General features: G+C 73.6%; 17 protein-coding genes. 10 read left to right on the forward strand and 7 right to left on the reverse strand.

Translation table 11 applies throughout. The features are described from left to right. From EFE23_RS05055 to EFE23_RS05065, 3 genes are all read left to right on the forward strand, one after another. Window positions 1–184 (forward strand): hypothetical protein (locus EFE23_RS05055; protein ID WP_148058412.1); only part of this gene is annotated, 184 nt, incomplete at its 5' end. Then, a complete protein-coding gene (locus tag EFE23_RS05060; RefSeq protein ID WP_123239755.1) occupies window positions 181–1,269 on the forward strand; it encodes an enolase C-terminal domain-like protein in 1,089 nt (362 codons plus the stop codon). The genes EFE23_RS05055 and EFE23_RS05060, both read left to right, overlap by 4 nt. A 1-nt stretch (window position 1,270) precedes the next feature. After that, window positions 1,271–1,633, forward strand: coding sequence for a hypothetical protein (locus EFE23_RS05065; RefSeq protein WP_123239714.1), 363 nt, complete (start codon window positions 1,271–1,273; stop codon window positions 1,631–1,633). A gap of 42 nt (window positions 1,634–1,675) precedes the next feature. Here EFE23_RS05065 and EFE23_RS05070 read toward each other — a convergent pair whose 3' ends face one another. Then, window positions 1,676–3,445 carry a glycoside hydrolase family 15 protein gene (locus tag EFE23_RS05070; protein ID WP_123239715.1) on the reverse strand — a complete coding sequence of 590 codons (1,770 nt, stop codon included), beginning with the start codon at window positions 3,443–3,445 and terminating at the stop codon, window positions 1,676–1,678. A 257-nt stretch (window positions 3,446–3,702) separates the two neighbouring features. Between EFE23_RS05070 and EFE23_RS05075 the strand changes: the two genes are divergently transcribed. From EFE23_RS05075 to EFE23_RS05085, 3 genes are all read left to right on the forward strand, one after another. Continuing rightward, on the forward strand, window positions 3,703–4,716 hold the full coding sequence (locus EFE23_RS05075; RefSeq protein WP_123239716.1) for an SDR family oxidoreductase: 1,014 nt from the start codon (window positions 3,703–3,705) through the stop codon (window positions 4,714–4,716). A 3-nt stretch (window positions 4,717–4,719) separates the two neighbouring features. Beyond that, window positions 4,720–4,962 carry a hypothetical protein gene (locus EFE23_RS05080; RefSeq protein ID WP_233600872.1) on the forward strand — a complete coding sequence of 81 codons (243 nt, stop codon included), beginning with the start codon at window positions 4,720–4,722 and terminating at the stop codon, window positions 4,960–4,962. Between the two features lie 257 nt (window positions 4,963–5,219). Next, a complete protein-coding gene (locus EFE23_RS05085; RefSeq protein WP_123239717.1) occupies window positions 5,220–6,833 on the forward strand; it encodes a cellulose-binding domain-containing protein in 1,614 nt (537 codons plus the stop codon). Window positions 6,834–7,013: 180 nt separating this feature from the next. Here the strand turns inward: EFE23_RS05085 and EFE23_RS05090 are convergent, their stop codons facing one another. Together EFE23_RS05090 and EFE23_RS05095 are read right to left on the reverse strand one after the other, a co-directional pair. After that, window positions 7,014–8,213: an MFS transporter gene (locus tag EFE23_RS05090; RefSeq protein WP_199736933.1), complete on the reverse strand. Its 1,200-nt coding sequence runs from the start codon at window positions 8,211–8,213 to the stop codon at window positions 7,014–7,016. Between the two features lie 19 nt (window positions 8,214–8,232). Next, on the reverse strand, window positions 8,233–8,847 hold the full coding sequence (locus EFE23_RS05095; RefSeq protein ID WP_123239758.1) for a TMEM175 family protein: 615 nt from the start codon (window positions 8,845–8,847) through the stop codon (window positions 8,233–8,235). Between the two features lie 241 nt (window positions 8,848–9,088). On the opposite strand from EFE23_RS05095, the gene EFE23_RS05100 reads away from it, so the two are divergent. Continuing rightward, on the forward strand, window positions 9,089–9,940 hold the full coding sequence (locus tag EFE23_RS05100; protein ID WP_233600873.1) for an RNA polymerase sigma-70 factor: 852 nt from the start codon (window positions 9,089–9,091) through the stop codon (window positions 9,938–9,940). Between the two features lie 114 nt (window positions 9,941–10,054). Here EFE23_RS05100 and EFE23_RS05105 read toward each other — a convergent pair whose 3' ends face one another. Further along, window positions 10,055–10,789, reverse strand: coding sequence for an SDR family oxidoreductase (locus tag EFE23_RS05105; RefSeq protein WP_123239719.1), 735 nt, complete (start codon window positions 10,787–10,789; stop codon window positions 10,055–10,057). A 167-nt stretch (window positions 10,790–10,956) separates the two neighbouring features. Beyond that, complete coding sequence (locus tag EFE23_RS05110; RefSeq protein ID WP_199736934.1) at window positions 10,957–11,637, reverse strand: TMEM175 family protein; 681 nt, start codon at window positions 11,635–11,637, stop codon at window positions 10,957–10,959. Between the two features lie 252 nt (window positions 11,638–11,889). On the opposite strand from EFE23_RS05110, the gene abc-f reads away from it, so the two are divergent. Together abc-f and helR are read left to right on the forward strand one after the other, a co-directional pair. Further along, window positions 11,890–13,527 carry a ribosomal protection-like ABC-F family protein gene (gene abc-f, locus EFE23_RS05115; RefSeq protein ID WP_123239720.1) on the forward strand — a complete coding sequence of 546 codons (1,638 nt, stop codon included), beginning with the start codon at window positions 11,890–11,892 and terminating at the stop codon, window positions 13,525–13,527. A 272-nt stretch (window positions 13,528–13,799) separates the two neighbouring features. After that, a complete protein-coding gene (helR, locus tag EFE23_RS05120; RefSeq protein ID WP_199736935.1) occupies window positions 13,800–15,944 on the forward strand; it encodes an RNA polymerase recycling motor ATPase HelR in 2,145 nt (714 codons plus the stop codon). Between the two features lie 259 nt (window positions 15,945–16,203). On the opposite strand, the gene EFE23_RS05125 is transcribed toward helR, so the two are convergent. Beyond that, a complete protein-coding gene (locus EFE23_RS05125; protein WP_123239721.1) occupies window positions 16,204–16,419 on the reverse strand; it encodes a hypothetical protein in 216 nt (71 codons plus the stop codon). Window positions 16,420–16,484: 65 nt separating this feature from the next. Further along, entirely contained in the window at window positions 16,485–17,777 is a 1,293-nt protein-coding gene (locus EFE23_RS05130; protein WP_123239761.1) for an MFS transporter, read from the reverse strand. A gap of 130 nt (window positions 17,778–17,907) precedes the next feature. Between EFE23_RS05130 and EFE23_RS05135 the strand changes: the two genes are divergently transcribed. Next, a complete protein-coding gene (locus EFE23_RS05135; protein WP_233600874.1) occupies window positions 17,908–20,703 on the forward strand; it encodes an ATP-binding protein in 2,796 nt (931 codons plus the stop codon). Window positions 20,704–20,947: the final 244 nt, after the last annotated feature.

Raw genomic sequence — 20,947 nt, forward strand, 5'->3', positions numbered from 1 at the left:
CATCCACCTGGCCGAACTGCTCCGCGCCGGCCTGCACGGCGAGGCGGTGCCCCGCCGCCCGGAACAGAGCTGGGGCGAGCGGCCGCAACCACCTTCGGCGGTCGCCCGCTGGACGGCGGCGGGTCTGGTCGCGGCCGCCGCGCTGGCCCCCGTGGCCGCGCTCGTCCGCCGGTGGTCGCGATGACCGGGCTGCGGCTCGCCGCCGAGGCCTACCGGATCCCCACCGACGCCCCGGAGGGCGACGGCACCCTGGCCTGGAGCAGCACCACGCTGGTGCTGGTCCGGGCCGAGGCCGACGGGCACACCGGCCTGGGCTGGACCTACGGGCCACCGGCGGTCGTGCCGGTGGTGGCGGACCTGTTCGCCCCGGTGGTGACCGACCTCGATCCGGACGACGTGCCGGCGGCCTGGACGGCCATGCGGCGCCGGCTGCGCAACGCCGGCCGGCCGGGGGTTGCCGGGCTCGCCCTGTCGGCCGCCGACTGCGCGATCTGGGACCTCAAGGCCCGCCGGCACGGCCTGTCCCTCGCCCGGCTGCTCGGCACCGTCCGCCGGCAGGTGCCGGTGTACGGCAGCGGCGGCTTCACCACCTACGACGAGGCGCGGCAGCACCGGCAACTCGCCGGCTGGGTGCACGAGCAGGGCATCCCCCGGGTGAAGATCAAGATCGGCGGGTCGTGCGGCACGGAGGTGCCCCGCGACCTGGCCCGGATGGCCGCGGCCCGGCGCACCATCGGCGAGGACGCCGAGCTGTACGTCGACGCCAACGGCGCCTACCAGCGCAAGCAGGCGATCCGGGTCGCACACGCCGCGGCGGACCTGGACGTGCGCTGGTACGAGGAACCGGTCAGCTCCGACGACCTGCCCGGCCTCGGCCTGATCCGCGACCACGTCGCGCCGGACGTGGCGGCCGGCGAGTACGGCTTCGACCTGGTCTACTTCCACCGGATGGCCCCGTACGTGGACTGCCTGCAGATCGACGTCACGCGGTGCGGCGGGATCAGCGAGTTCCTGCGGGCGGCCGCGGTGGCCGCGGCGGCCGGCCTGGAGGTGTCCGCGCACTGCGCCCCGCACCAGCACCTGCCGGTCGCCGCCGCCACCCCCAACCTGCGCCACATCGAGTGGTTCCACGACCACGTACGCATCGAGTCGATGCTCTTCGACGGCGCCGCGCCGGCCACCGGTGGCGCCGCGCCCGTGCCGCTGGACCGGCCCGGCAACGGCCTGGACTTCCGGGCCGACCAGGCGCAGCAGTACCGGGTGGCCTGAGATGGCGGACCGGGCCGAGCCGCTGCGCGGCGTGACGGTCGCGGCCCGGTCGGCCTGGGGCGCCCTGCTGCTGCTCGCGCCCCGTGCGCTGCTGCGGCCGGTCGGCCCGGCCACCACCACGGCGGTGGTGACGCTGCGGGTGCTCGGGGCCCGGCATCTGGTGCAGGCCGCGGTGACCGTCCGCCGGCCCACGCCGGGAGTGTTCGCCGCCGGCGCGGCCGTGGACGGCCTGCACTCCCTCACGGCGCTCGCCCTCGCCGCCGTCGACCGTCGCCAGCGGTCCGCCGCCCTGGCGAACGCGGCCGTCGCCGCCGGTTGGGCGCTTCTGGGCGCCCTCGTCGCCGGCCGAGGGGGAGCGTCGTGAAGCCTCGCCCCGATCGCAGGTTCCGGCCGGTGGTTGGCACGGTCAGTAGCAGGGGTCGACCTGGCGGAGCGTCGCGGCCGTCTCCAGCATCAACGCGTGCACGAAACCCTGGGGTACGTTGCCGCGCAGTTGCCGCTGGCGTACGTCGTACTCCTCGGTGTAGAGGCCGGGCGGCCCGCACGCCGCCCGGTTGCGTTCGAACCACCGGTTGGCCGCCACCGGGTCCCCCGCCTGCCAGGCGGCCAGGGCGGCGGCGAACCCGCAGAGCAGGAACGCGCCCTCGGCATCGCCGAGCGGGCGCCGGTCCGGGCGGAACCGGTACAGGTAGCCGTCCTGGGCCAGCTCCGCGAGGACCGCCCGGCGGGTCCGCTCGGTGCGCGGATCCTGCGGCGGGAGCGCGCCCCGGATGCCGGGCAGCAGCAGCGCCGCGTCCACCCGGTCGTCGTCGTAGGCCCGCTGCCAGCGGCCGTCGGGCGAGAGGCCGTGGGCGGAGACGTCGGCGAGGATCCGGTCGGCCAGCGCCGACCAGCCCGCTGCCAGCCTCGGCGTGGCGACCCCGGCCGCGGCCCGTAGCCCCGCCACGCAGGTCAGCTTCGAATGGGTCCACTGCCGCGGCGGCAGCTCCCAGATGCCCGAGTCCGGCTGCGACCAGCGCCGGCCGATCGCGGCGGCGGCCGTCTCCATGGCGTGCCGGGCGTCGCTGTCCAGCCGGTCGTGCCGCTGCGCGGCGGCCAGCACCATGAGCACCTCGCCATAGGCGTCCAGCTGGAACTGACCACTCACCCAGTTGCCGGTCCGCGCGTGTGCGCCCGGATAGCCGGGCAGCTCGGCCAGCCGCTCCTCGTGCGGCACCGGATCGCCGTCGACCGTGTACGCCGGGGCGAGGCGGTCGCCGTCGGCCAGCACCCGCTCGGTGAGGAACGCGACCGCGTCGTCGAGCAGGTCGAAGCGGCCGACCAGGGCCGAGGCCTGGCCGGCGTAGGACTGGTCGCGGATCCACGCGTACCGGTAGTCGTAGTTGCGCCCGGCCATCGCCCGCTCCGGCAGGGCGGTGGTGGCGGCGGCCACCATGCCGCCGCCCGGGCGGGTCATCCCGCGCAGCACCGCGTAGGCCAGGACGGCGTCGCGCCGGACCGGTCCGGCCAGCGACGGGACCACCGACGCCCAGTGGTGCTGGGTGATCCGCCACAGCTCCCCGGCCGGCTGGCACGGTTGCTCCAGCCTGACGGCGGCCAGTTCCAGCACCAGGTCGTGCCGACCGCCGGCCGGCACGGTCAGCTCACCGGTGAGGAAGCCGTGCCGGTCCCGGCGCAGCCCCGCCCCGCCGTGGAACCGCAGGTGGAGCCCGCCGGTGCGGGCCAGCCACCGGTCGCCGTCGCGGGTCACGTCGCGGACCGGCTGCCGGCCGAAGTCGGCCCGCGGATCCAGCACCACCCGCACCCGGGCCGGCCGGTCCAGGGCGCGGACCTGGCGCAGCAGCACCAGCTTCTCCGCCTCGCCGGGGAAGACCAGGGCCTCCCGGGACTCGATGATGCCGTCCCCGGTGACCCACCTGCTGCGCCAGATCAGCGACCCCGGCTCGTAGTGCCCGCCCCAGACGAAGCGTCCCGTCGTCGGGGTGACCAGGTATCGGCCGGCCCCGCCGAGCAACGCGCTGAACACCGCCGGGTCGGACCAGCCCGGGGCGCACAGCCACGCCACGTCCCCGGCCGGCCCGATCAGCGCACCCCGGTGTCCGTCGGCGAGCAGCGCGTAGTCGCGCAGCACGGCCGGCCTGGCGCCGGTGTTCGGGTTGACGTCCTCGCCCGGCATGCCGCGGCTCAGGGGGTGTGCGGGACGGGGTTCGGCATCTCAGGTGCCTCTCGGCTCGTCGGCATCCGTGTCGCCGCGGATACCCGTCTGCCTCCGCCTGACACGTTCCGGCCGCTGCCTTCCCGACCGCCCGCGGTCACCGGTCGCGCCTGGCCGAACCCGTCGAGACGGACGTACCGGCACATCCGGCCCCGTCCGGTGACTGGGTGGGCCGCAGGTGGGTAGTGCCCGATGGAGAGCACGAGACGGGAGGCGAGATGGCCGGGCATGGACGGAACATCCGGGTGGCGGTGGTGACCGGGGCGAGCGCGGGGGTCGGCCGGGCGACCGCCCGGCTGCTCGCCCGGCGCGGGATCGCCATCGCGCTGCTGGCCCGGGGACGGGTCGGCTTGGACGCGGCGGCCGAGGAGGTGCGGGCCGCCGGCAGCCGGCCGCTGCCGATCGAGGTCGACATGGCCGACTACGACCAGGTGGTCGCCGCCGGCCGGCGGATCGAGGCGGAACTCGGACCGACCGACCTGTGGATCAACGACGCGTTCAGCTCCGTCTTCGCGCCGTTCCAGGAGACCCGGCCGGAGGAGTTCCGCCGCGCCATGGAGGTCACCTATCTGGGGTACGTGCACGGCACCCGGGTGGCGCTGTCGTACATGACGTCCCGCAACCGGGGGACGATCGTGCAGGTCGGATCGGCGTTGGCCTACCGCGGCATCCCGCTGCAGGCGGCCTACTGCGGCGCGAAGCACGCGATCGTCGGCTTCACCGAGTCGCTGCGCTGCGAGCTGCTGCACGAGGGCAGCCAGGTGCAGGTCACGATGGTGCACCTGCCGGCGGTGAACACCCCGCAGTTCGACTGGCTGCTCTCCCGGCTGCCCCGGCACGCCGAACCGGTGCCGCCGATCTACGAGCCGGAGGTCGCCGCCCGGGCGATCGTCGGCGCCGCCGACCGGCCCCGCCGCCGGGAGTACTGGGTCGGCGCGTCCACCGTGCTGACCATCCTCGCCAACCGCGTGGTGCCGGGGCTGCTCGACCGCTACCTGGCCCGGACGGGCTACAAGTCGCAGCAGACCGCCCGGCCGGCCGACCACGACCGGCCGAACAACCTCTGGCACCCGCTGGACGGGCCGGGCGGGCACGACTACGGCGCGCGGGGCGAGTTCACCGGCCGCTCGCACAGCCACAGCCCGCAGGCCTGGCTGTCCCGGCACCGCCTGGTCGCCGCCGCTGGGCTGGCCGCCACCGCGGCGGGCGTGACCGCCTGGCGCCGGCACTGACCCGTGACGAAGCTGCACCGCGCCGTGGCGCTGCGCGGCGTGGCCGGGCCGCGGGCGGCACTGGCCGCGGTCGAGGACCTCGCCGAACCGCTGTCCGGTTACCACCTCTGGCACGCCACCCGGGCCGAGCTGCTGCGCGAACTTGGCCGCGCCGACGCGGCCCGGGCGGCCGACGCGCGGGCGCTGGCGCTGACCGCGAACCCGGCCGAGCAGTCGCTGCTGCGCCAGCGGATCAGCTGGGCGTGACCCGATTGACCGCATAGAGATATGTCAGTACGCTGCCCGGAAAGCGCTTACCCACCTCTGCGGCACCGACCGTTCGGTCCGGCGGCGTTCCACTCGCCTCCGAAGCCGTACGGCGTGCCAGGCCAGTGAGCCGGTCCGGCGCGAAGGGTCCATCGACGATGGACGTCCGGGTAGGAAGGCCCGCCTCGACATCGGCCGGGCACCGGTGTCGGTCCCCTGGCGGGGGCTCTGCCACACCGACCCGCAGGAGTAAGACCATGATCTATCGACAGCGCCGTACGGCGTCGTGGCTCGCCACGCTCGCGGCGGCGTCGCTCGCCGCGACGGGCGTGGTGCTCACCGCGACGGCGGCCCAGGCGGCCGTCGGCTGCCGCGTCGACTACACCGTGTCCACCCAGTGGTCCGGTGGCTTCACCGCGAACGTCAACCTCACCAACCTCGGCGACCCGCTCAGCTCCTGGGCGGTCACCTGGTCCTTCGGCGCCGGTCAGACCGTCAGCCAGGGCTGGAACGCCGACTTCACGCAGAGCGGCAGCGCGGTACGGGCGGCGAACGTCAGCTACAACGGCAACCTCGCCACCAACGCGACGGTCTCGTTCGGCTTCAACGGCACCTGGAACAACAGCAGCAACCCGACCCCGACCAGCTTCGCGGTCAACGGCGTCCCCTGCACCGGCGGGGTCACCCCCACCACCGGCACGCCGCCGACCAGCGCACCGCCCACCACGCCGCCGCCGACCACGCCGCCGCCGACCACTCCGCCGCCGACCACCCCGCCGCCGACCAGCGGCGCGGTGTACGCCTCGCCGAACGGCAGCGCGAGCGCGGCCGGAACCCAGTCGAACCCGACCACACTGGCCTCGGCGATCACCCGGGTCGGCGCGGGCGGGACCGTCTACCTGCGAGGCGGGACCTACAACCTGGCGCAGACGGTCACCATCGCGCAGGGCAACAACGGCACCGCGAGCGCCCGCAAGAATCTGTTCGCGTACCCGGGTGAGACGCCGATCCTGAACTTCTCGGCGATGACCGAGGACGCGGCCAACCGGGGCCTCGCCCTGAACGGCTCGTACTGGCACGTCTCCGGGCTCGTCGTCGAGCGGGCCGGTGACAACGGCATCTTCGTCGGCGGCAGCAACAACATCATCGAGCGGACGGTGACCCGGTTCAACCGCGACACCGGCCTGCAGTTGGGGCGGATATCCTCCAGCACGCCCCGTGACCAGTGGCCCGCCAACAACCTCATGGTCAGCGTCGAATCGCACGACAACGCCGACTCCGACGGCGAGGACGCCGACGGTTTCGCCGCCAAGCTCACCGTCGGCAGCGGCAACGTCTTCCGCTACGCGGTGTCCCACAACAACATCGACGACGGCTGGGACCTCTACACGAAGAGCGACACGGGCGCGATCGGGCCGGTCACCATCGAGGACTCCCTCTCCTACAACAACGGCACGCTCAGCAACGGCACCCAGAACGGCAACGGGGACCGCAACGGCTACAAGCTCGGCGGCGAGGACATCCCGGTCAACCACATCATCCAGCGCAACATCGCCTACCGGAACGGCAAGCACGGCTTCACCTACAACCGCAACCCCGGCACGATGTCGATCTCGAACAACGTGAGCATCGACAACACCGAGCGCAACTTCTCGTTCGACGCCGGCACCTCGGTGTTCCGCAACAACGTCTCGTGCCGCAGCGGCAGCGGGTCGAACGACAAGATCGTGGGCAACGCCGACAGCTCGAACCAGTTCTGGATGGGCTCCAACGGCTCCCGGTGCGCCACCTACTCCGGCGCCCTGGGCTGGTCCTTCGCCTCCGACGGCCGCCTGGTCGTGACCTTCGGCGGCCGAGTGGTGACGCCCTGATCCGTCCGTCGTCGCGCGGCGTGCGGCTCGGCCGCCGTCGCGCGCCGCCGCCGAGCCGTCCCGGCAGCCGAGCCGTTCGGGACTGCCGGGGCGGCCGGCGGTGCCCACGCCCGGACCGCGGATCCAGCGGGGCGCCGCGTCGGGCGTACCGACGGTGCGACAGCGACCGTGTCGGCACCGTCATGCGGTCGATCGTCCGGCTGACCGGTGGTCCGGTCGTCGCCGGGCAGCCAGGAAGATCGGCACGGACGCCAGTTGCACGCCGGCTGCGAACGCCACGAGCGCGACACGGGAACGCTCGTAGAGCAGACCCGCCGTCACGGCGCCGACCACCCAGCCCCCGCCGTACCCGGCGTAGTAGAGGCCGAACGCCAGGTTGCGCCGCCCGCGCGGCAGGACGCCGGCGACGAGGGCGGTGAGCAGGCTGTCCTGGGTCGCCTGCCCGATGCCCCAGAGCGCCATCCCGGCGAGCGCGAACTGAACGGGCAGGAGGAACACGAACGGTGAGAACGCGGCGGTGGCGAGCACGGCCGTGACGACCACCGGCAGGCCGATGCGGTCGAACAGCCTGCCGAGGCCGAGACTGGCCAGCGCGCCGACGCCCGTGGCCAGCGCGAGGAAGAGCGGCACGTTGCCGCGTGTCGCACCGCCCCTGGCCAGGTGGAACGAGATCAGCTCGAAGTTCATCAGGCCGGCCGCGAAGCACGCCCCCGCCGTCAGGTAGAGCCAGTAGGCACGGGTGAAGCCCTCGGTCGTCGCTGTCGGGCGGTGCTGTTCCAGCGCGGCGGGGGCGGGAAACCGGATCCGCGCGACCGTCAACGTGATCAACGCCAGCACGGCCGGGACGGCGAGCAGCGCGTACGACGTCCGGAAGGCACCCGTGAGGAGGAGCACTCCGGCGACGACCAGCGGCCCGAGCGTGCGTCCCGTGTGATCCAGCGCCGTGTTCACCCCGTACACCCGCCCCTTGCCGTAGCGGCGGGTCGTGTAGGACAGCATGGTCTGCACGAGCGGCTTGCGGACCCCACGCCCGATGCCCTGCACCATGATCAGCCCGGCGGCGACCGGCCAGTGCCCGGCGAGGGCGAGCGCCGGCACGGCGAGCAGGTTGACGGCGTAGCCCGCGAAGACCAGGGGCCAGCGCCGGCGTATCCGGTCGCCGAGATACCCGGACACCCCACGGGTGAGATAGTTCAGGAACTCGCTGAGCCCGCCGACGACGCTGATCACGGCGGCGCCCGCGCCGACCGACGCGAGGAACAAGCCGTTCATGCTCGCGCCACCGGAGTAGACGGTGTCACCGAACAGGTCGACGAACCCCATGAGCAGGACGAACCGGAACGCCACCGACCCCGCTGACGGTCCGGTAGCGCTCGTCACCCGACGATCCGTCCCGTTCTCACGCCGCGGTCTCGTGCTCGCGGACCACCCGGTCGATGCGGCGGTCGGGGACGACCCACATGATCGCGACGACGACGAAGCAGGCCAGGGCGATCCCGACCCCGACCTGCCCACGCCGGTCGATCGTCAGGGCGCTGAGAATCCCGATGACGAGCAACGCCGGGGAGGCCTTGCCCTTGATGTCGGCGCCGATGGCCCGGCGCAGCGGCGACCCCGCACCCTGCCGCCGGATGATCACCTGCTGCAGCACGTAGTACGCGACGGCGGCGGCGAGCAGGTTCACGCCGTAGAGGACGACCGGGGTCCGCGCGAACCTCGAATCGTCCACCCAGGCCGTCGTGAACGGAAACAGCGACAGGCAGAACAGCAGTGCCAGGTTCGCCCACAGCACCCCGCCCCCGACCCGCTCCACCAGGTGGAACATGTGGTGGTGGTTGTTCCAGTAGATGCCGACGTAGACGAAGGTGAGGAGATAGGTCAGCAGCCCGACGCCGGTCGTGTGGACGAGGTCGGCGAGGTCGTGCCCCTCCGGCACCCGCAGTTCGAGCACCATGATCGTGATGATGATGGCAAGCACCCCGTCACTGAACGCCTCCAGTCGACTGGTCGTCACCACGCCGCCCTTCTCGCTTCGATACCTGCATCGTGCATCCAGCCCAGACCGGGCAGCCGCGGAATCCGTGACACCGCGGTCGGCTGCGTCACTGCCACGGCCCGGACGTTGGCAATCGCGGGCGGTGCGACCGACGATGGGCGTCGTGGCAGGCGGCCGGGACATGATCGGACGGGGGCGGGCGGTGGTGGACTCCGGAGCGGGCCGGAAACCGGTCGGTGCGGATGACCTCGAGGAGGCCGTGGCCGTCTTCACCGGCATTCGGCCACGCCTGTTCGGCATCGCGTACCGCATGCTGAGCAGCGCCAGCGAGGCCGAGGACCTGGTGCAGGAGGTGTGGCTGCGGTGGCAGGCCACCGACCGGGGCGCGGTGGTCAACCCGGCCGCGTTCCTCGCGACGACGACGACCAGGCTGGCCATCAACACGCTCCAGTCGGCGCGGGTGCGGCGCGAGACGTACGTCGGGCCGTGGCTGCCCGAACCCGTCGACACCGGCGCGGACCCGTACCTCGGGGCCGAGCGCGGTGAAGCCCTGGAGTTCGCCGCCCTGCTGCTGATGGAGAAGCTCACGCCCAACGAACGTGCCGCCTACGTCCTGCGGGAGGCCTTCGACTACCCGTACGCGCAGATCGCCGACATCCTGCGGTCGACCGAGCCCGCCGTGCGCCAGTTGGTGAGCAGGGCGCGCCGACACATGGCCGGCGAGCGGCGTACGCCGGTGAGCGCGGCCGCCCAGCGGGAGTTGCTGACCACGTTCATCGTGGCCGCCCGCTCCGGCGACCTCACCGCGTTGGAGCGGCTCCTCACGGCCGACGTGGCCAGCCTGTCCGACGGCAACGGCGCGTACCGGGTCGCGCGCCAGCCGGTGGTGGGAGGAACGCGGGTGGCGAGGTTCCTGACCGCGATCTCCAGCTGGTTCTGGGACGGGGTGGACGTCGGCTGGGCGGACACGAACGGCCAGACGTCCGCCGTGCTCCGGCGCGACGGCAAGGTGTACGGGTTGATCACGGTAAGCGCCTCGGCCGAGGGTATCGAGCAGGTGTTGTGGATGGTGAACCCGGACAAGATCGGCGCGATCTCCGTCCCGGCCTGACCCGCCTGGTCGCAGCATGGGACCCCGCCGGCTCACCGCCGGGTGGCCGGTTTCCGCGCCTGGCATCGCCGAAACGCGGGCCCGCACGACGGAGGCCGTGCGGGCCCGACCGGGTCAGCGCGCCAGCCAGTCCCGGTAGGAGGTCTTGAAGATCACGGCGCCGTCGTTGGCGACGAGGGCGTCGCCCGACGCGGCGGCGAACATGCCGGCGCTGTCGTCGGTGACGACGGTGCGCTGGTCGCCGTGCGCGGCGAGAGTGATCCTGCCCAGCTCGTCGAGCGCGAAGACCTCCGGTCCGGCGATCTCGCGGGTGCCCTGCAGCGGGGCGCCGGCGCTGACGTCGGCCACGGCCTGGGCGACGTCGGCCGCGGCGATCGGCTGGATGGGCGTGGCGGGCAGGCGGACCGTCTTCTTGTCGGCGGTCCAGGTCAGCACCGCGTCCATGAACTCGAAGAACTGCGTGGAGCGGACGATCGAGTACGGCACCGGGCCGGCCTTCAGGATGTCCTCCTGGAGCACCTTCGCGCGGTAGTAGACCAGGTCCGGCACCTCGTCCGCGCCCACGATCGACAGGACGACGGCGTGGCCCACGCCGGCGGCCTCGGCGGCCGCGAGCAGGTTGTCCATCGTGGTCTGGAAGTACGCGGGTGAGGCCTCGTCGAAGGTCGGCGAGTTCGTCAGGTTGACGACCACGTCCGCGCCCTTGAGCGCCTCGGCCAGGCCCTTTCCGCTGAGCAGGTCGACCCCGGTCGAGGGGGAGTGCGGCACGGCCTCGTGCCCGCTCTCGTTCAGGATCCTGACGACCTGCGATCCGATGCGCCCGGTGCCACCGATGACGGCGATCTTCATGTTCGTGACCTCTCTGGTTCCGGCTGAGGGATGCCCTCTCCTCCGGTACGACCGGACAGGCGTCCGGGCTGTGACAGTCCGCCCCTGCTCGATTTCGCCAGCGGATGGTGGTGATCCGGGAAACGCCGGTCAGCGACCCGAAAGGGTGACAACCCGGGCCGGGTGAGCTACCGACGCCGTGCCGCGTCGGCGAGCCGCCGTACCCGCGCGGCGACCGGGACGGCCGCCCAGCACGCGTACGCCCAGTGCGTGACGAAGGCCAGCGGGATGGACACCGCGAACGCGCCGGCCGCGATCGACAGCATCCGGTAGCCGTTGCTGAACAGCGAGCGCGGGGTGCCCGCCCGGGCCAGCCCGTGCCGGTCCATCTCGACGACGGCCAGCAGGAAGGCGAGGGAGGCGAGCGCCTGGACCGCCGCGTAGAGGGTGAACCGTGCGGCGAAAGCCCCGTCCCCGACGATCACCTTGGTGACGAACGGCGTCAGCACGATCATGAGCAGCCACAGCATGTTCCAGCGCACCAGCCGGCCGCTCAGCCTGGCCACATGACCGAACGTCCGGTGGTGCAGGAACCAGTGGCCCCCGATCACCGCGAAGCTGATCAGGAAGGCCACGTACTCGTCGACGTGGCGAGCCAGCTCGTGCCACAGCGCGGTGTTCGTTTCGCCCGCCGGTACGGGCAGCTCCAACGCCAGCAACGTGATCGCGATGGCGACCACCGCGTCCGAGAAGAACACCAGCCGCTCGGGGTCGACCCACTCCGGCTCGGATTCCTCCGCGCGGCCGCTCGGCGTCGCTTCGCCCGCCCGTGAACCCGCCGGGATGACCATGTCGTCCTCCACCCGCATGGCGGAAGTAGAACACGTCGAGCCGCTCGGCGGGTGCCGGCATGCCCCTCCCGAGCGCCAGGGATGAGCTATCGTTGGCCGAGTCCCGAGGATCGGAGCGATCGTGGCAGGTGACGACGACATCTCCGGGTGACAGCCCGGACCGGCCGCCGACGGGCGCGTGAGCGCCGCCGTCGTCGCGGCTTCCTTTGTCGTCCCCTGTTCTCCGCCGGGCGCCCGGCTGCGCGTCCGGATCTTCCTCCGAGGTCTGTCATGTCCGACGGTTACATCGTCTGTACCTCTCTGTCCTTCTCCTGGCCGGACGAGACTCCGGTCTTCGACGAGCTGTCCTTCTCCGTGCCCGCCGGCCGGACGGGTCTGGTGGCACCCAACGGCAGCGGCAAGACCACGCTGCTGCGGCTGATCGCCGGTGAACTGCGCCCTACCGGCGGCACCGTCACGGTGCGGGGCGTGCTCGGTTATCTGCCGCAGCACCTGCCCTTCGCCGGTGACCGGACGGTGGCGCAGGTCCTCGGCGTCGACCGGATCATCGCCGCGCTGCACGCCATCGAGGCGGGCGACGCCGCCGAGGAGCACTTCACCACGATCGGCAACGACTGGGACGTGGAGGAACGCACCCGTGCCGAGCTGGACCGGCTGGGGCTCGGTGACCTCGCCCTGGACCGGCGGCTGGGCACCCTCAGCGGCGGCCAGGTGGTCTCCCTCGGGCTGGCCGCGCAACTGCTCAGGCGTCCGGACGTGCTGCTGCTGGACGAGCCGACGAACAACCTCGACCGGGACGCCCGGGACCGGCTGACGGCGGTCGTCCGCGGCTGGAGCGGCTGCCTGCTGCTGGTCAGCCACGACCGGGCGCTGCTGGACGAGATGGACCGCATCGCCGCCCTCGACCACGGTGGGATCCGCTGGTACGGCGGCACCTACACCGACTACGAACAGGCCGTACGCGCCGAGCGCGAGGTCGCCGAGCGGCAGGTCCGCACCGCCGAGCAGGACCTCAAACGGCAGCGGCGGGAGATGCAGCAGGCCCGGGAACGCGCCGCCCGCCGCGCCTCGACGGCCGCCCGCAACCTCAACAACGCCGGCCTGGCCCGGATCGTGGCCGGCGGGCTGAAGCGGGACGCGCAGGTGTCGGCGGCCCGGGCCAACGAGACCCACGCCAACCGGGTCGGCGACGCCCAGGCCCGCCTGGATCAGGCCAGCCGGGCCGCCCGCCAGGACGATCGGATCATGGTGGACCTGCCCGACACCACCGTGCCGGCCGGGCGCACCGTCTTTCACGGCGAGCACCTGCAGGCCGGCTACGACGGGCGCCCGGTGTTCGCCGGCGACGGCGTCGAACTGACCATCCGGGGACCGGAACGGGTCGCCCTCACCGGACCGAACGGCGCCGGCAAGTCCACCCTGCTCCGGCTGATCAGCGGCGACCAGCAGCCGGTGTCCGGGACGACGACCCGGGCCGAGGGGCGGGTGGCGTACCTGTCCCAGCGGCTCGACCTGCTCGACCCCGAGCGCACCGTCGCGGAGAACCTCGCCACCTTCGCCCCGGCCCTCGCCGACGCCGAGCGGATGAACCTGCTGGCCCGGTTCCTGTTCCGCGGCCCCCGTGCCCACCTGCCGGTGCGGGTGCTGTCCGGCGGCGAGCGCCTCCGGGCCACCCTCGCCTGCGTCCTGTCCGCGGAACCGGCGCCGCAGTTGCTGCTGCTCGACGAGCCCACCAACAACCTCGACCTGGACAGCGTCGCGCAACTGGAGAGCGCGCTGGCCGCGTACCAGGGCGCGCTGCTCGTGGTGAGCCACGACGAGCGGTTCCTGGACGCGGTCGGCGTGGGCCGCTGGCTGCGGCTGGCCGACGGCCGGTTGACCGAGACCGGCGCGCCCGCCATCGGCTGACGGAAGCGGTGCGCGCCGCGCTGGTCACCGAGGTGGCGTCAGCGGCGTGAGAATGCCGGCGTCCGCGGAAGGTTTTCGCAAAGAAAAAGGGGAGCAATGCTCCCCGCCACTATAAACATATAGCGCATCGGGGGGCTTGCGGCAAGACCGGGGTCGTGGCGCAGAATCGCTGGCCGAAGCCAAGACCTGCGGAAACGCAAGTGCGCCACACCACGGCGCGATGCCTTTCCGCATACCGGTTGACCGCAACCGCAGATCGGAACGGACGAATTTTGAGAAGTAGCGTCTTCGACCTTCCCGACCGTCTCGCCGCCAAGGCCGATCCGGCGCTCATCGCCGGGGACGAGCAGCACTTCGCGGCCATCGCGGAGAGCCTCGCGCAGGCGTACACCGATCTTTCCGACCGCCTCGACACCGCGCGCAAGGCGCCCGGCGGCATGGGCCGCCGGGCGTCGGACCGGGACCAGGAGATCCGCCGGCTGACCACCCGCCTGCGCGCCCTGGATCGCTTCGGCCTGGACCTGTGCATCGGCCGCATGGTCGGCGCGGACACCGCCGAGCCCGTGTACATCGGGCGACGTGGCCTCACGGACAGCGACGGGCGCCGGCTGCTGCTCGACTGGCGTTCCCCCGCGGCCGAGCCGTTCTTCGCGGCGACCCACGCCCACCCGGCGGGTCTGGTGAGCCGCCGCCGGTACCGCTGGACCCGCGGCCGGATCAGCGACTACTGGGACGAGGTGTTCACCCCGGACGGGATCGACGGGCACGCCGCGCTCGACGACCAGTCCGCCTTCATCGCCAGCCTGGGCGCCGCCCGGTCGAACCGGATGCGGGACGTGCTCGCCACCATCCAGGCCGACCAGGACGCCATCATCCGCGCGGGGTCGCGCGGTGCGCTCGTCGTCGACGGAGGTCCGGGCACCGGGAAGACCGTCGTCGCCCTGCACCGCACCGCCTACCTCCGCTACGCCGACCCGCGCCTCGGCCAACGCCGGGGCGGCGTGCTGTTCGTCGGCCCGCACCAGCCCTACCTCGCCTACGTCGCCGACGTCCTGCCCAACCTCGGTGAGGAGGACGTGCAGACCTGCACCCTGCGGGACCTCGTCCCCGAGGGCGCCACGGCGACCATCGAGGCCGACCCGGACGTCGCCCGCCTGAAGTCCTCCGCCGACCTGGTGACGGCGATCGAGGCGGCCGTCAGGTTCTACGAGGAGCCGCCGGCCAAGGGCATGACCGTCACCATCGGCGAGTCCGACGTCCGGCTGAGCGCCGACGACTGGGCCGAGGCGTTCGAGACGCCCGGGCCGGGCACCCCGCACAACGAGGCGCGTGACGAGGTCTGGGCGGAACTGCTCACGATCCTGCTGGACAAGTACGACGGAGACGAGCCGGACGACCTGGTCCGCGGGTCCCTGCTGCGCAACCGGGAGCTGGCCACCACCTTCAACCGCTCCTGGCCGCTGCTCGACCCGGCCGACCTCGTCGGGGACCTCTGGTCGGTCCCCGCCTACCTGCGGAAATGCGCCCCCTGGCTCAGCACCGAGGAGGTCCGCAAGCTGCAACGTGGCGACGCCCGGGCCTGGACGATGTCCGACCTGCCGCTGCTGGACGCGGCCCGGCAGCGGCTCGGCGACCCGGCGGCGTCACGACGCCGGCGTCAGCGTGACGCCGCCGTCGCCGGCCAGCGCGAGCACATGGCCAGGGTCGTCGACGACCTGATCGCATCCGCCGCGTACGACGACGGCGAAGGCCTGATGACGATGCTGCACCAGCAGGACCTGCGGGACGTCCTGGTCGACGAGACCGGACTGCCCGACGCCGACCGGGACCCGCTCGCCGGCCCGTTCGCGCACATCGTCGTGGACGAGGCTCAGGAACTGACCGACGCGGAGTGGCAGATGCTGCTGCTCCGCTGCCCGTCCCGCAGCTTCACCATCGTCGGGGACCGCGCCCAGGCCCGGCACGGGTTCGCCGAGTCGTGGCAGGAACGGCTCGAGCGGGTCGGGCTCGACCGGATCAACCTGGCCTCGCTCACCGTCAACTACCGCACGCCGACGGAGGTCATGGCGGAAGCGGAGCCGGTCATCCGGGCCGTGCTCCCGGACGCGAATGTGCCGACCTCCATCCGCAGCGGCGGCGTCCCCGTCGTACACGGATCCGCCGCGGAGCTCGGATCGATCCTCGACACCTGGCTCGCCGCGCACGCCGACGGGGTCGCCTGCGTCATCGGCGCTCCCACGTACCGGGAGACGGCCCGCGTCCGGTCGTTGACCCCGGAGCTGGCGAAGGGGCTCGAGTTCGACCTGGTGGTACTCGTCGACCCGGAGGCCTTCGGCGACGGCGTCGAGGGCGCGGTCGACCGTTACGTCGCGATGACCCGGGCGACCCGGCAGCTCGTCATCCTCACCAGCTCCTGACATCACCGGCTTGTCCCGTAGGTCGCGGCGGATCGAGTGGCGCGACGCGCCCCGGGTCGGGCCGGCGATGACGCCCCCCGGCCCGGCGCGCGGCGGGCGGGTCGTGCCGGTTCGTGGCCCGGGTGGGCGGTGGGTGGCATGCCATGGCGGTAACCGGGGCCCGGGAAAGGCCCACGGCGTGCCACCCACCGCACGGGCCGGGACCGAGAAGGACGGCGGCCGGGGATGGCCCGGCGAGCGCGGTGCGCGCGCTCCCGGGTCACTTCCGGCGCGCGGCGCGCCACCTCGGCAGGTACGGCAGCAGGAACAGGTACAGCCCGCTGAACAGCAGCAGCGCCAGCGGGAGCAGCGGCACGTAGGAGACCCAGATCATCGGATCCTCCTGCGCGAGGGCGACGAAGGTGACGATGACGGTCACGGTGAAGGCGATGGCCAGCCAACGGTGGAGCTGCCGAATCAGCTTGTTCCAGTTCACGGGACTCTCCAATGTGGATGCGCAACTCACTCCTGGCGTCGTGGTGCGCGTCGAACGGGATGTGGTCACAGCATTTCTTCGGGCCGGGCCGCGGCACATCCGTGGCCGCCACGGACCCGCCCACGGAACCGGGTACGGAGCGCGCTGAGCCGGAGGGCGGCCGCCACGGAGCCGCCCAACGCGATCGTGAGCAGCGCGGAGGCCAGCAGGGTGGGCCGAGCACCGACCGCGGCGACGACCGGACCGCCCACCAGGGTGCCCAGCCCGGTGGCGGGAGTGGTCAGCGCGGTACGGGCGGCGAGCACGCGACTCAGCGCCTGCGGCGGGGTTTCCCGCTGGAAGAGCGCCGTGGAGATGGCGGTGAACGGGCCGTAGATCAGCCCGCCGGCCGCGAGCCCGACCAGGCCGGGCGCGACGGCGTCGGTGAGCCCGAGGGGGAGCAGGGCGGCGCCCCAGCCGACGATGATGCTCACCACCACCGGCCAGGGCGCGCGATGCCGCAGCAGCGCCGCACCCAGGGCCCCGACCGTCGCCCCGATGCCGAACACGCTCCAGTACAGGCCCAGCAGGCCGGGTGAGCCCTGCAGGTCGTGGGCGACGTGGACCGGCAGGGCCACCTCGACCGGGCCGTAGAGGAAGAAGAACGCGCAGGTGACCGCGATCAGCCCGAGCAGGCGCGGCCGGTCGAGAATGGTGCGCCAGCCGCCGGTCGCCGGCGTGGCCGACGTCCCGGCGACGGCGGCAGCCGGCCGGGCGGGGACCTTCCGGCTCACCGCGGCCAGGACGGCGAAGCTCGCCGCGTCCACCCCGATCACCCAGCCCGGACCGGTCAGCGCGGTCAGCCCACCCGCCAGGGCCGGGCCGACCACGAACGCCGCCTGGCTGAACGTCGACAGCAGCGCGTTGCCGGTGATCCGGTCCTCGTCCGGCAGCAGCTCCGCGACCAGCGTGTACGCCCCGGCGTTCCCCCACGCGTGCAGCAACGAGGACGTCGCCAGCAGCGCCACGTACCCGACCGGGCCCAGCAGCCCCGCCACCGCCAGCGCCGCGACCGCGCCCAGCGACAGCGCGCGCACCGAGGCGTCCGCCGCCACCAGCCGGGACGCGGGCAGCCGGCGCATCAGCCGGGCGAGCACGGCCGCGCCGATCGGGGCCGGCAGCGCGTACGCCGCCACCGCCAGTCCCGTCCAGACGCCGGCCTGATCCGGCGGCGCGATCTGGACCGCGAGCCAGGCCACCGCGACCATGCTCATGCCGTCGCCGAGGGCGGAGACCAACGCGCCGGGCAGGAACCAGCGGAGCTCCGGGTGGCTCAGCAACCGGCTGACGGATCCGACCCAGGACCGTAGCTCGTTCATCCCGCGTGCTCCGTTTCCTCACCGATTCGGGTACGGCTCGAGCCTCGCCCGGCGGTGCGTGCGCGGACATCGGTGCCGACCACGGAAACCACCTCGGATCCACGGCACGGAGGTGGGCGAGAATGGCGCGGTGGCGACGACGGTGGAGATCTCGGCCCGGGAGGCCGAGGTGCTGGCGCTGGTGGGGGAGCATCTCAGCAACGCCGAGATCGCGGCCCGGCTGTTCATCTCCGTGCGTACCGTGGAGAGCCACGTCTCCTCCCTGCTGCGCAAGCTGGCGGTGCCGGACCGGCGGGCGCTCGCCCAGCACGCGTCCGAGCTGGCTCGCGCCGGCCGGTCCCGCCCGGCGCCGGGCCTGCCGACGCCGCTGACCTCGTTCGTCGGGCGGGCGGGGGAGCGGGCCGAGCTGACCGGGGTGATCAAGACGCACCGGCAGGTCACCGCGGTCGGCCCGGGCGGCGTGGGCAAGACCCGGCTGGCGTTGACGGTGGCCGCCGCGGCGGCCGGCGAGTACGCCGACGGGGTGTGGTTCGTCGACCTGGTGCCGATCACCGATCCGGACGCCGGCGTGGTGGCCGCCGCGGTCGCCGGCGCGCTCGGCCTCGGCGAGCAGCCGGGCCGGGGTATCACCGAGTCGGTCGTCGCCGCGCTGGCCGACCGCCACGTGCTGCTGGTCCTCGACAACTGCGAGCAGGTACGCGACGGGGTGGCGGTCTTCGTCGAGCGGCTGCTCGCGGCGTGCCCCCGGGTGGCGGTGCTGGCGACCAGCCGGGCCCGGCTGATGGTGCCGTTCGAACGGGTCTATCCGGTCCCGCCGCTGTCGCTGGCCGGCGACGGCGAGTCGGACGCGGTCGCGTTGTTCCTCGACCGGGCCGGGGCGGCGGGCCGGCCGCCGGATCCGTCGCTGCGCGAGCACGTCGCCTCGGTCTGTGCCCGGCTGGACGGGGTGGCGCTGGCGATCGAGCTGGCCGCCGCGCGGTGGCCCACGCTCGGCCTGGACGGCCTCACCGCCGGCCTGTCCGACCAGCTCCGGATGCTCGCCGGCGGCTCCCGGGCCGATGATCGGCACCGCTCGGTGCGGGCCGCGCTGGACTGGAGCCACGCCCTGCTGGAGCCGGCCGACCGGGCGCTGCTGCGCCAGGTGTCGGTGTTCGTGGCGCCGTTCACCGTCGCGGCGGCGGCAGCGGTGACCGGGGCCGGGACCGGCGCGGTCGCCGACGGACTGGCCCGGCTCGCCGAACAGAGCCTGCTGGTGGTGACGGCGGCCGGGAGCAGGACCGAGTACCGCGCGCTGGAGACCATCCGCCAGTACGGGACCGAGCGGCTCGCCGAGGCCGGTGAGCTGGTCGACGTCCGCTCCCGGCACCTGCGCTGGTGCCTGGCCACGGCCGCCGACCTGGCCGCGGTACGGGCGGACTGGCGGGCCCGGTTCGACCTGGTGGCCGACGACCTGCGCGCCGCGCTGGCCTGGGCGGCGGACCGGCCGGAGCAGCGCGCGGACGCGTACCGGCTGGCCCGGCGGCTGGCCGACCTGACCTTCACCCGGTGTCTGATCGGCGAGTCCCAGCAGCGGTACGAGCAGGCGGCCGCGCTCGCGGACGACCCGGCCGCCACCGCGTCGATGTTCCGCCACGCGGCGGCCGTGGCCGGATGCCGGATGCGGGGCGACGACATGTACCGCTTACAGCGCGCGGCCGCGGCCGCCGCCCGCCGGTCCGGGGACGCCTCCGCCGCCGGTGACCTGGCGGCCGCCGCCACCAACGCGTACCGGTTCTGGAGCAAGTTCGAACGGATGCCGTCACCGCGGGAGGTGCTCGCGCTCGTCACCGAGGCGCGGGAGCTGGCCGGCGACGATCCGGCCGCCCAGGCCGGGGTGGCGCTGGCCGAGGCCGCGGTGCTCACCGACGCGTTCGGGTCCGAACTGGGCCCGCCCGACAACGCCGTACCGCAGACGATGGCGCGTGCCCAACGGGCGGTCGACCTCGCGCACCGCACCGGCGACCCGCTCGCCGAGTCGGCCGCCCTCGATGCGCTCACCGGTGCCCAGAGCTGGGCCGGCGACACCTTCGCCGCCGCGGCCACGGCGCGGCGCCGGATCGCCCTGCTGTCCTCCGCGCCGGACGGTCCGGCCAGAACCCACGAGTTGCTCGACGCCCTCGGCAACGCCACCGAGGCGAGCCTCGGGGCCGGTGACCTGATCGGCGCCCGCCGGTGGGCGCGGCAGCTCGCGGACCACCCGTTGCTGGCGGAGGTCGGCCATCGCGCCACGAGCTGGCTGCTGGTGACCGACGCGTTGGTCGGCAACGTCGACGAGGTGCTCACGGCCAGCGCCGGGTTCCTCGAGGACTGGCGCCGGGCCGGCAGCCCCGTCAGGTGGGCCCTCGCTCCGGCGGTGGCCGGTGTGGCGATGATCCACGGCCTTCGCGGCGACCACGACGGCCGCCGCGAGTGGAGTGCGATCCTGGACCGGCTCGGCACCCCGCCGGAGCGCACCTACGGCTACGGTGCGGTCTTCGACGCGATGCTCCTGCTCCACCAGGGGCGGGCGGGGGAGGCGTTGGCCCGGCTGGCGCCCGAGCCCGGCGAGGTGTGGAAGTGGGTCACCTGGATCTGGCTCCACTGGTACGTGGCGCTGCGCGCCGAAGCCGGCGTGCTCGCCGGGAGCGCCGACGCCCGGGAGCGCGTGGCCGAGGCGCGGTCCATCGTGGCCGGCAACCCCGTCGCCGGCGCGATCGTGGCGCGGGCCGAGGCGTTGCTCGACGACGACCCGGAGCGGCTGCTCGCCACGGCGGACGCGTTCGAGGCCGCCGGTTGCCGCTACCAGGCGGCGCGGACCAGGGTGCTCGCGGGCGGCGAGGACGGCGCCCGGGGTGCTGCCGCGCTCGCCGGTCTCGGCCTCGCCCCGATGGCCCCGCCCCGGCACTGATCGGCGGTGCCCGAGCCACCGCCGGGGACGGCCGGCGGCGACCGGCGTCGCCCCCGGGGCACCGGCGATTGCGTGGTGGCCGGGAAGTCCGGTTGACACTTGCAATTCCTGTCCGGTGAACCGGGAATCTGGAATTCGGCCTCCTTCGGCCCGCCGGCCGATTACGTGAGTGACCGCGAGGCCGCTTCCGCATGGAAGAAGTGCGACAGGTGTCGTTTAGCGGTCGCCATTCCATAGGGGTGTG

Source organism: Micromonospora solifontis (genome assembly GCF_003725545.1).
GTDB lineage: Bacteria > Actinomycetota > Actinomycetes > Mycobacteriales > Micromonosporaceae > Micromonospora > Micromonospora solifontis.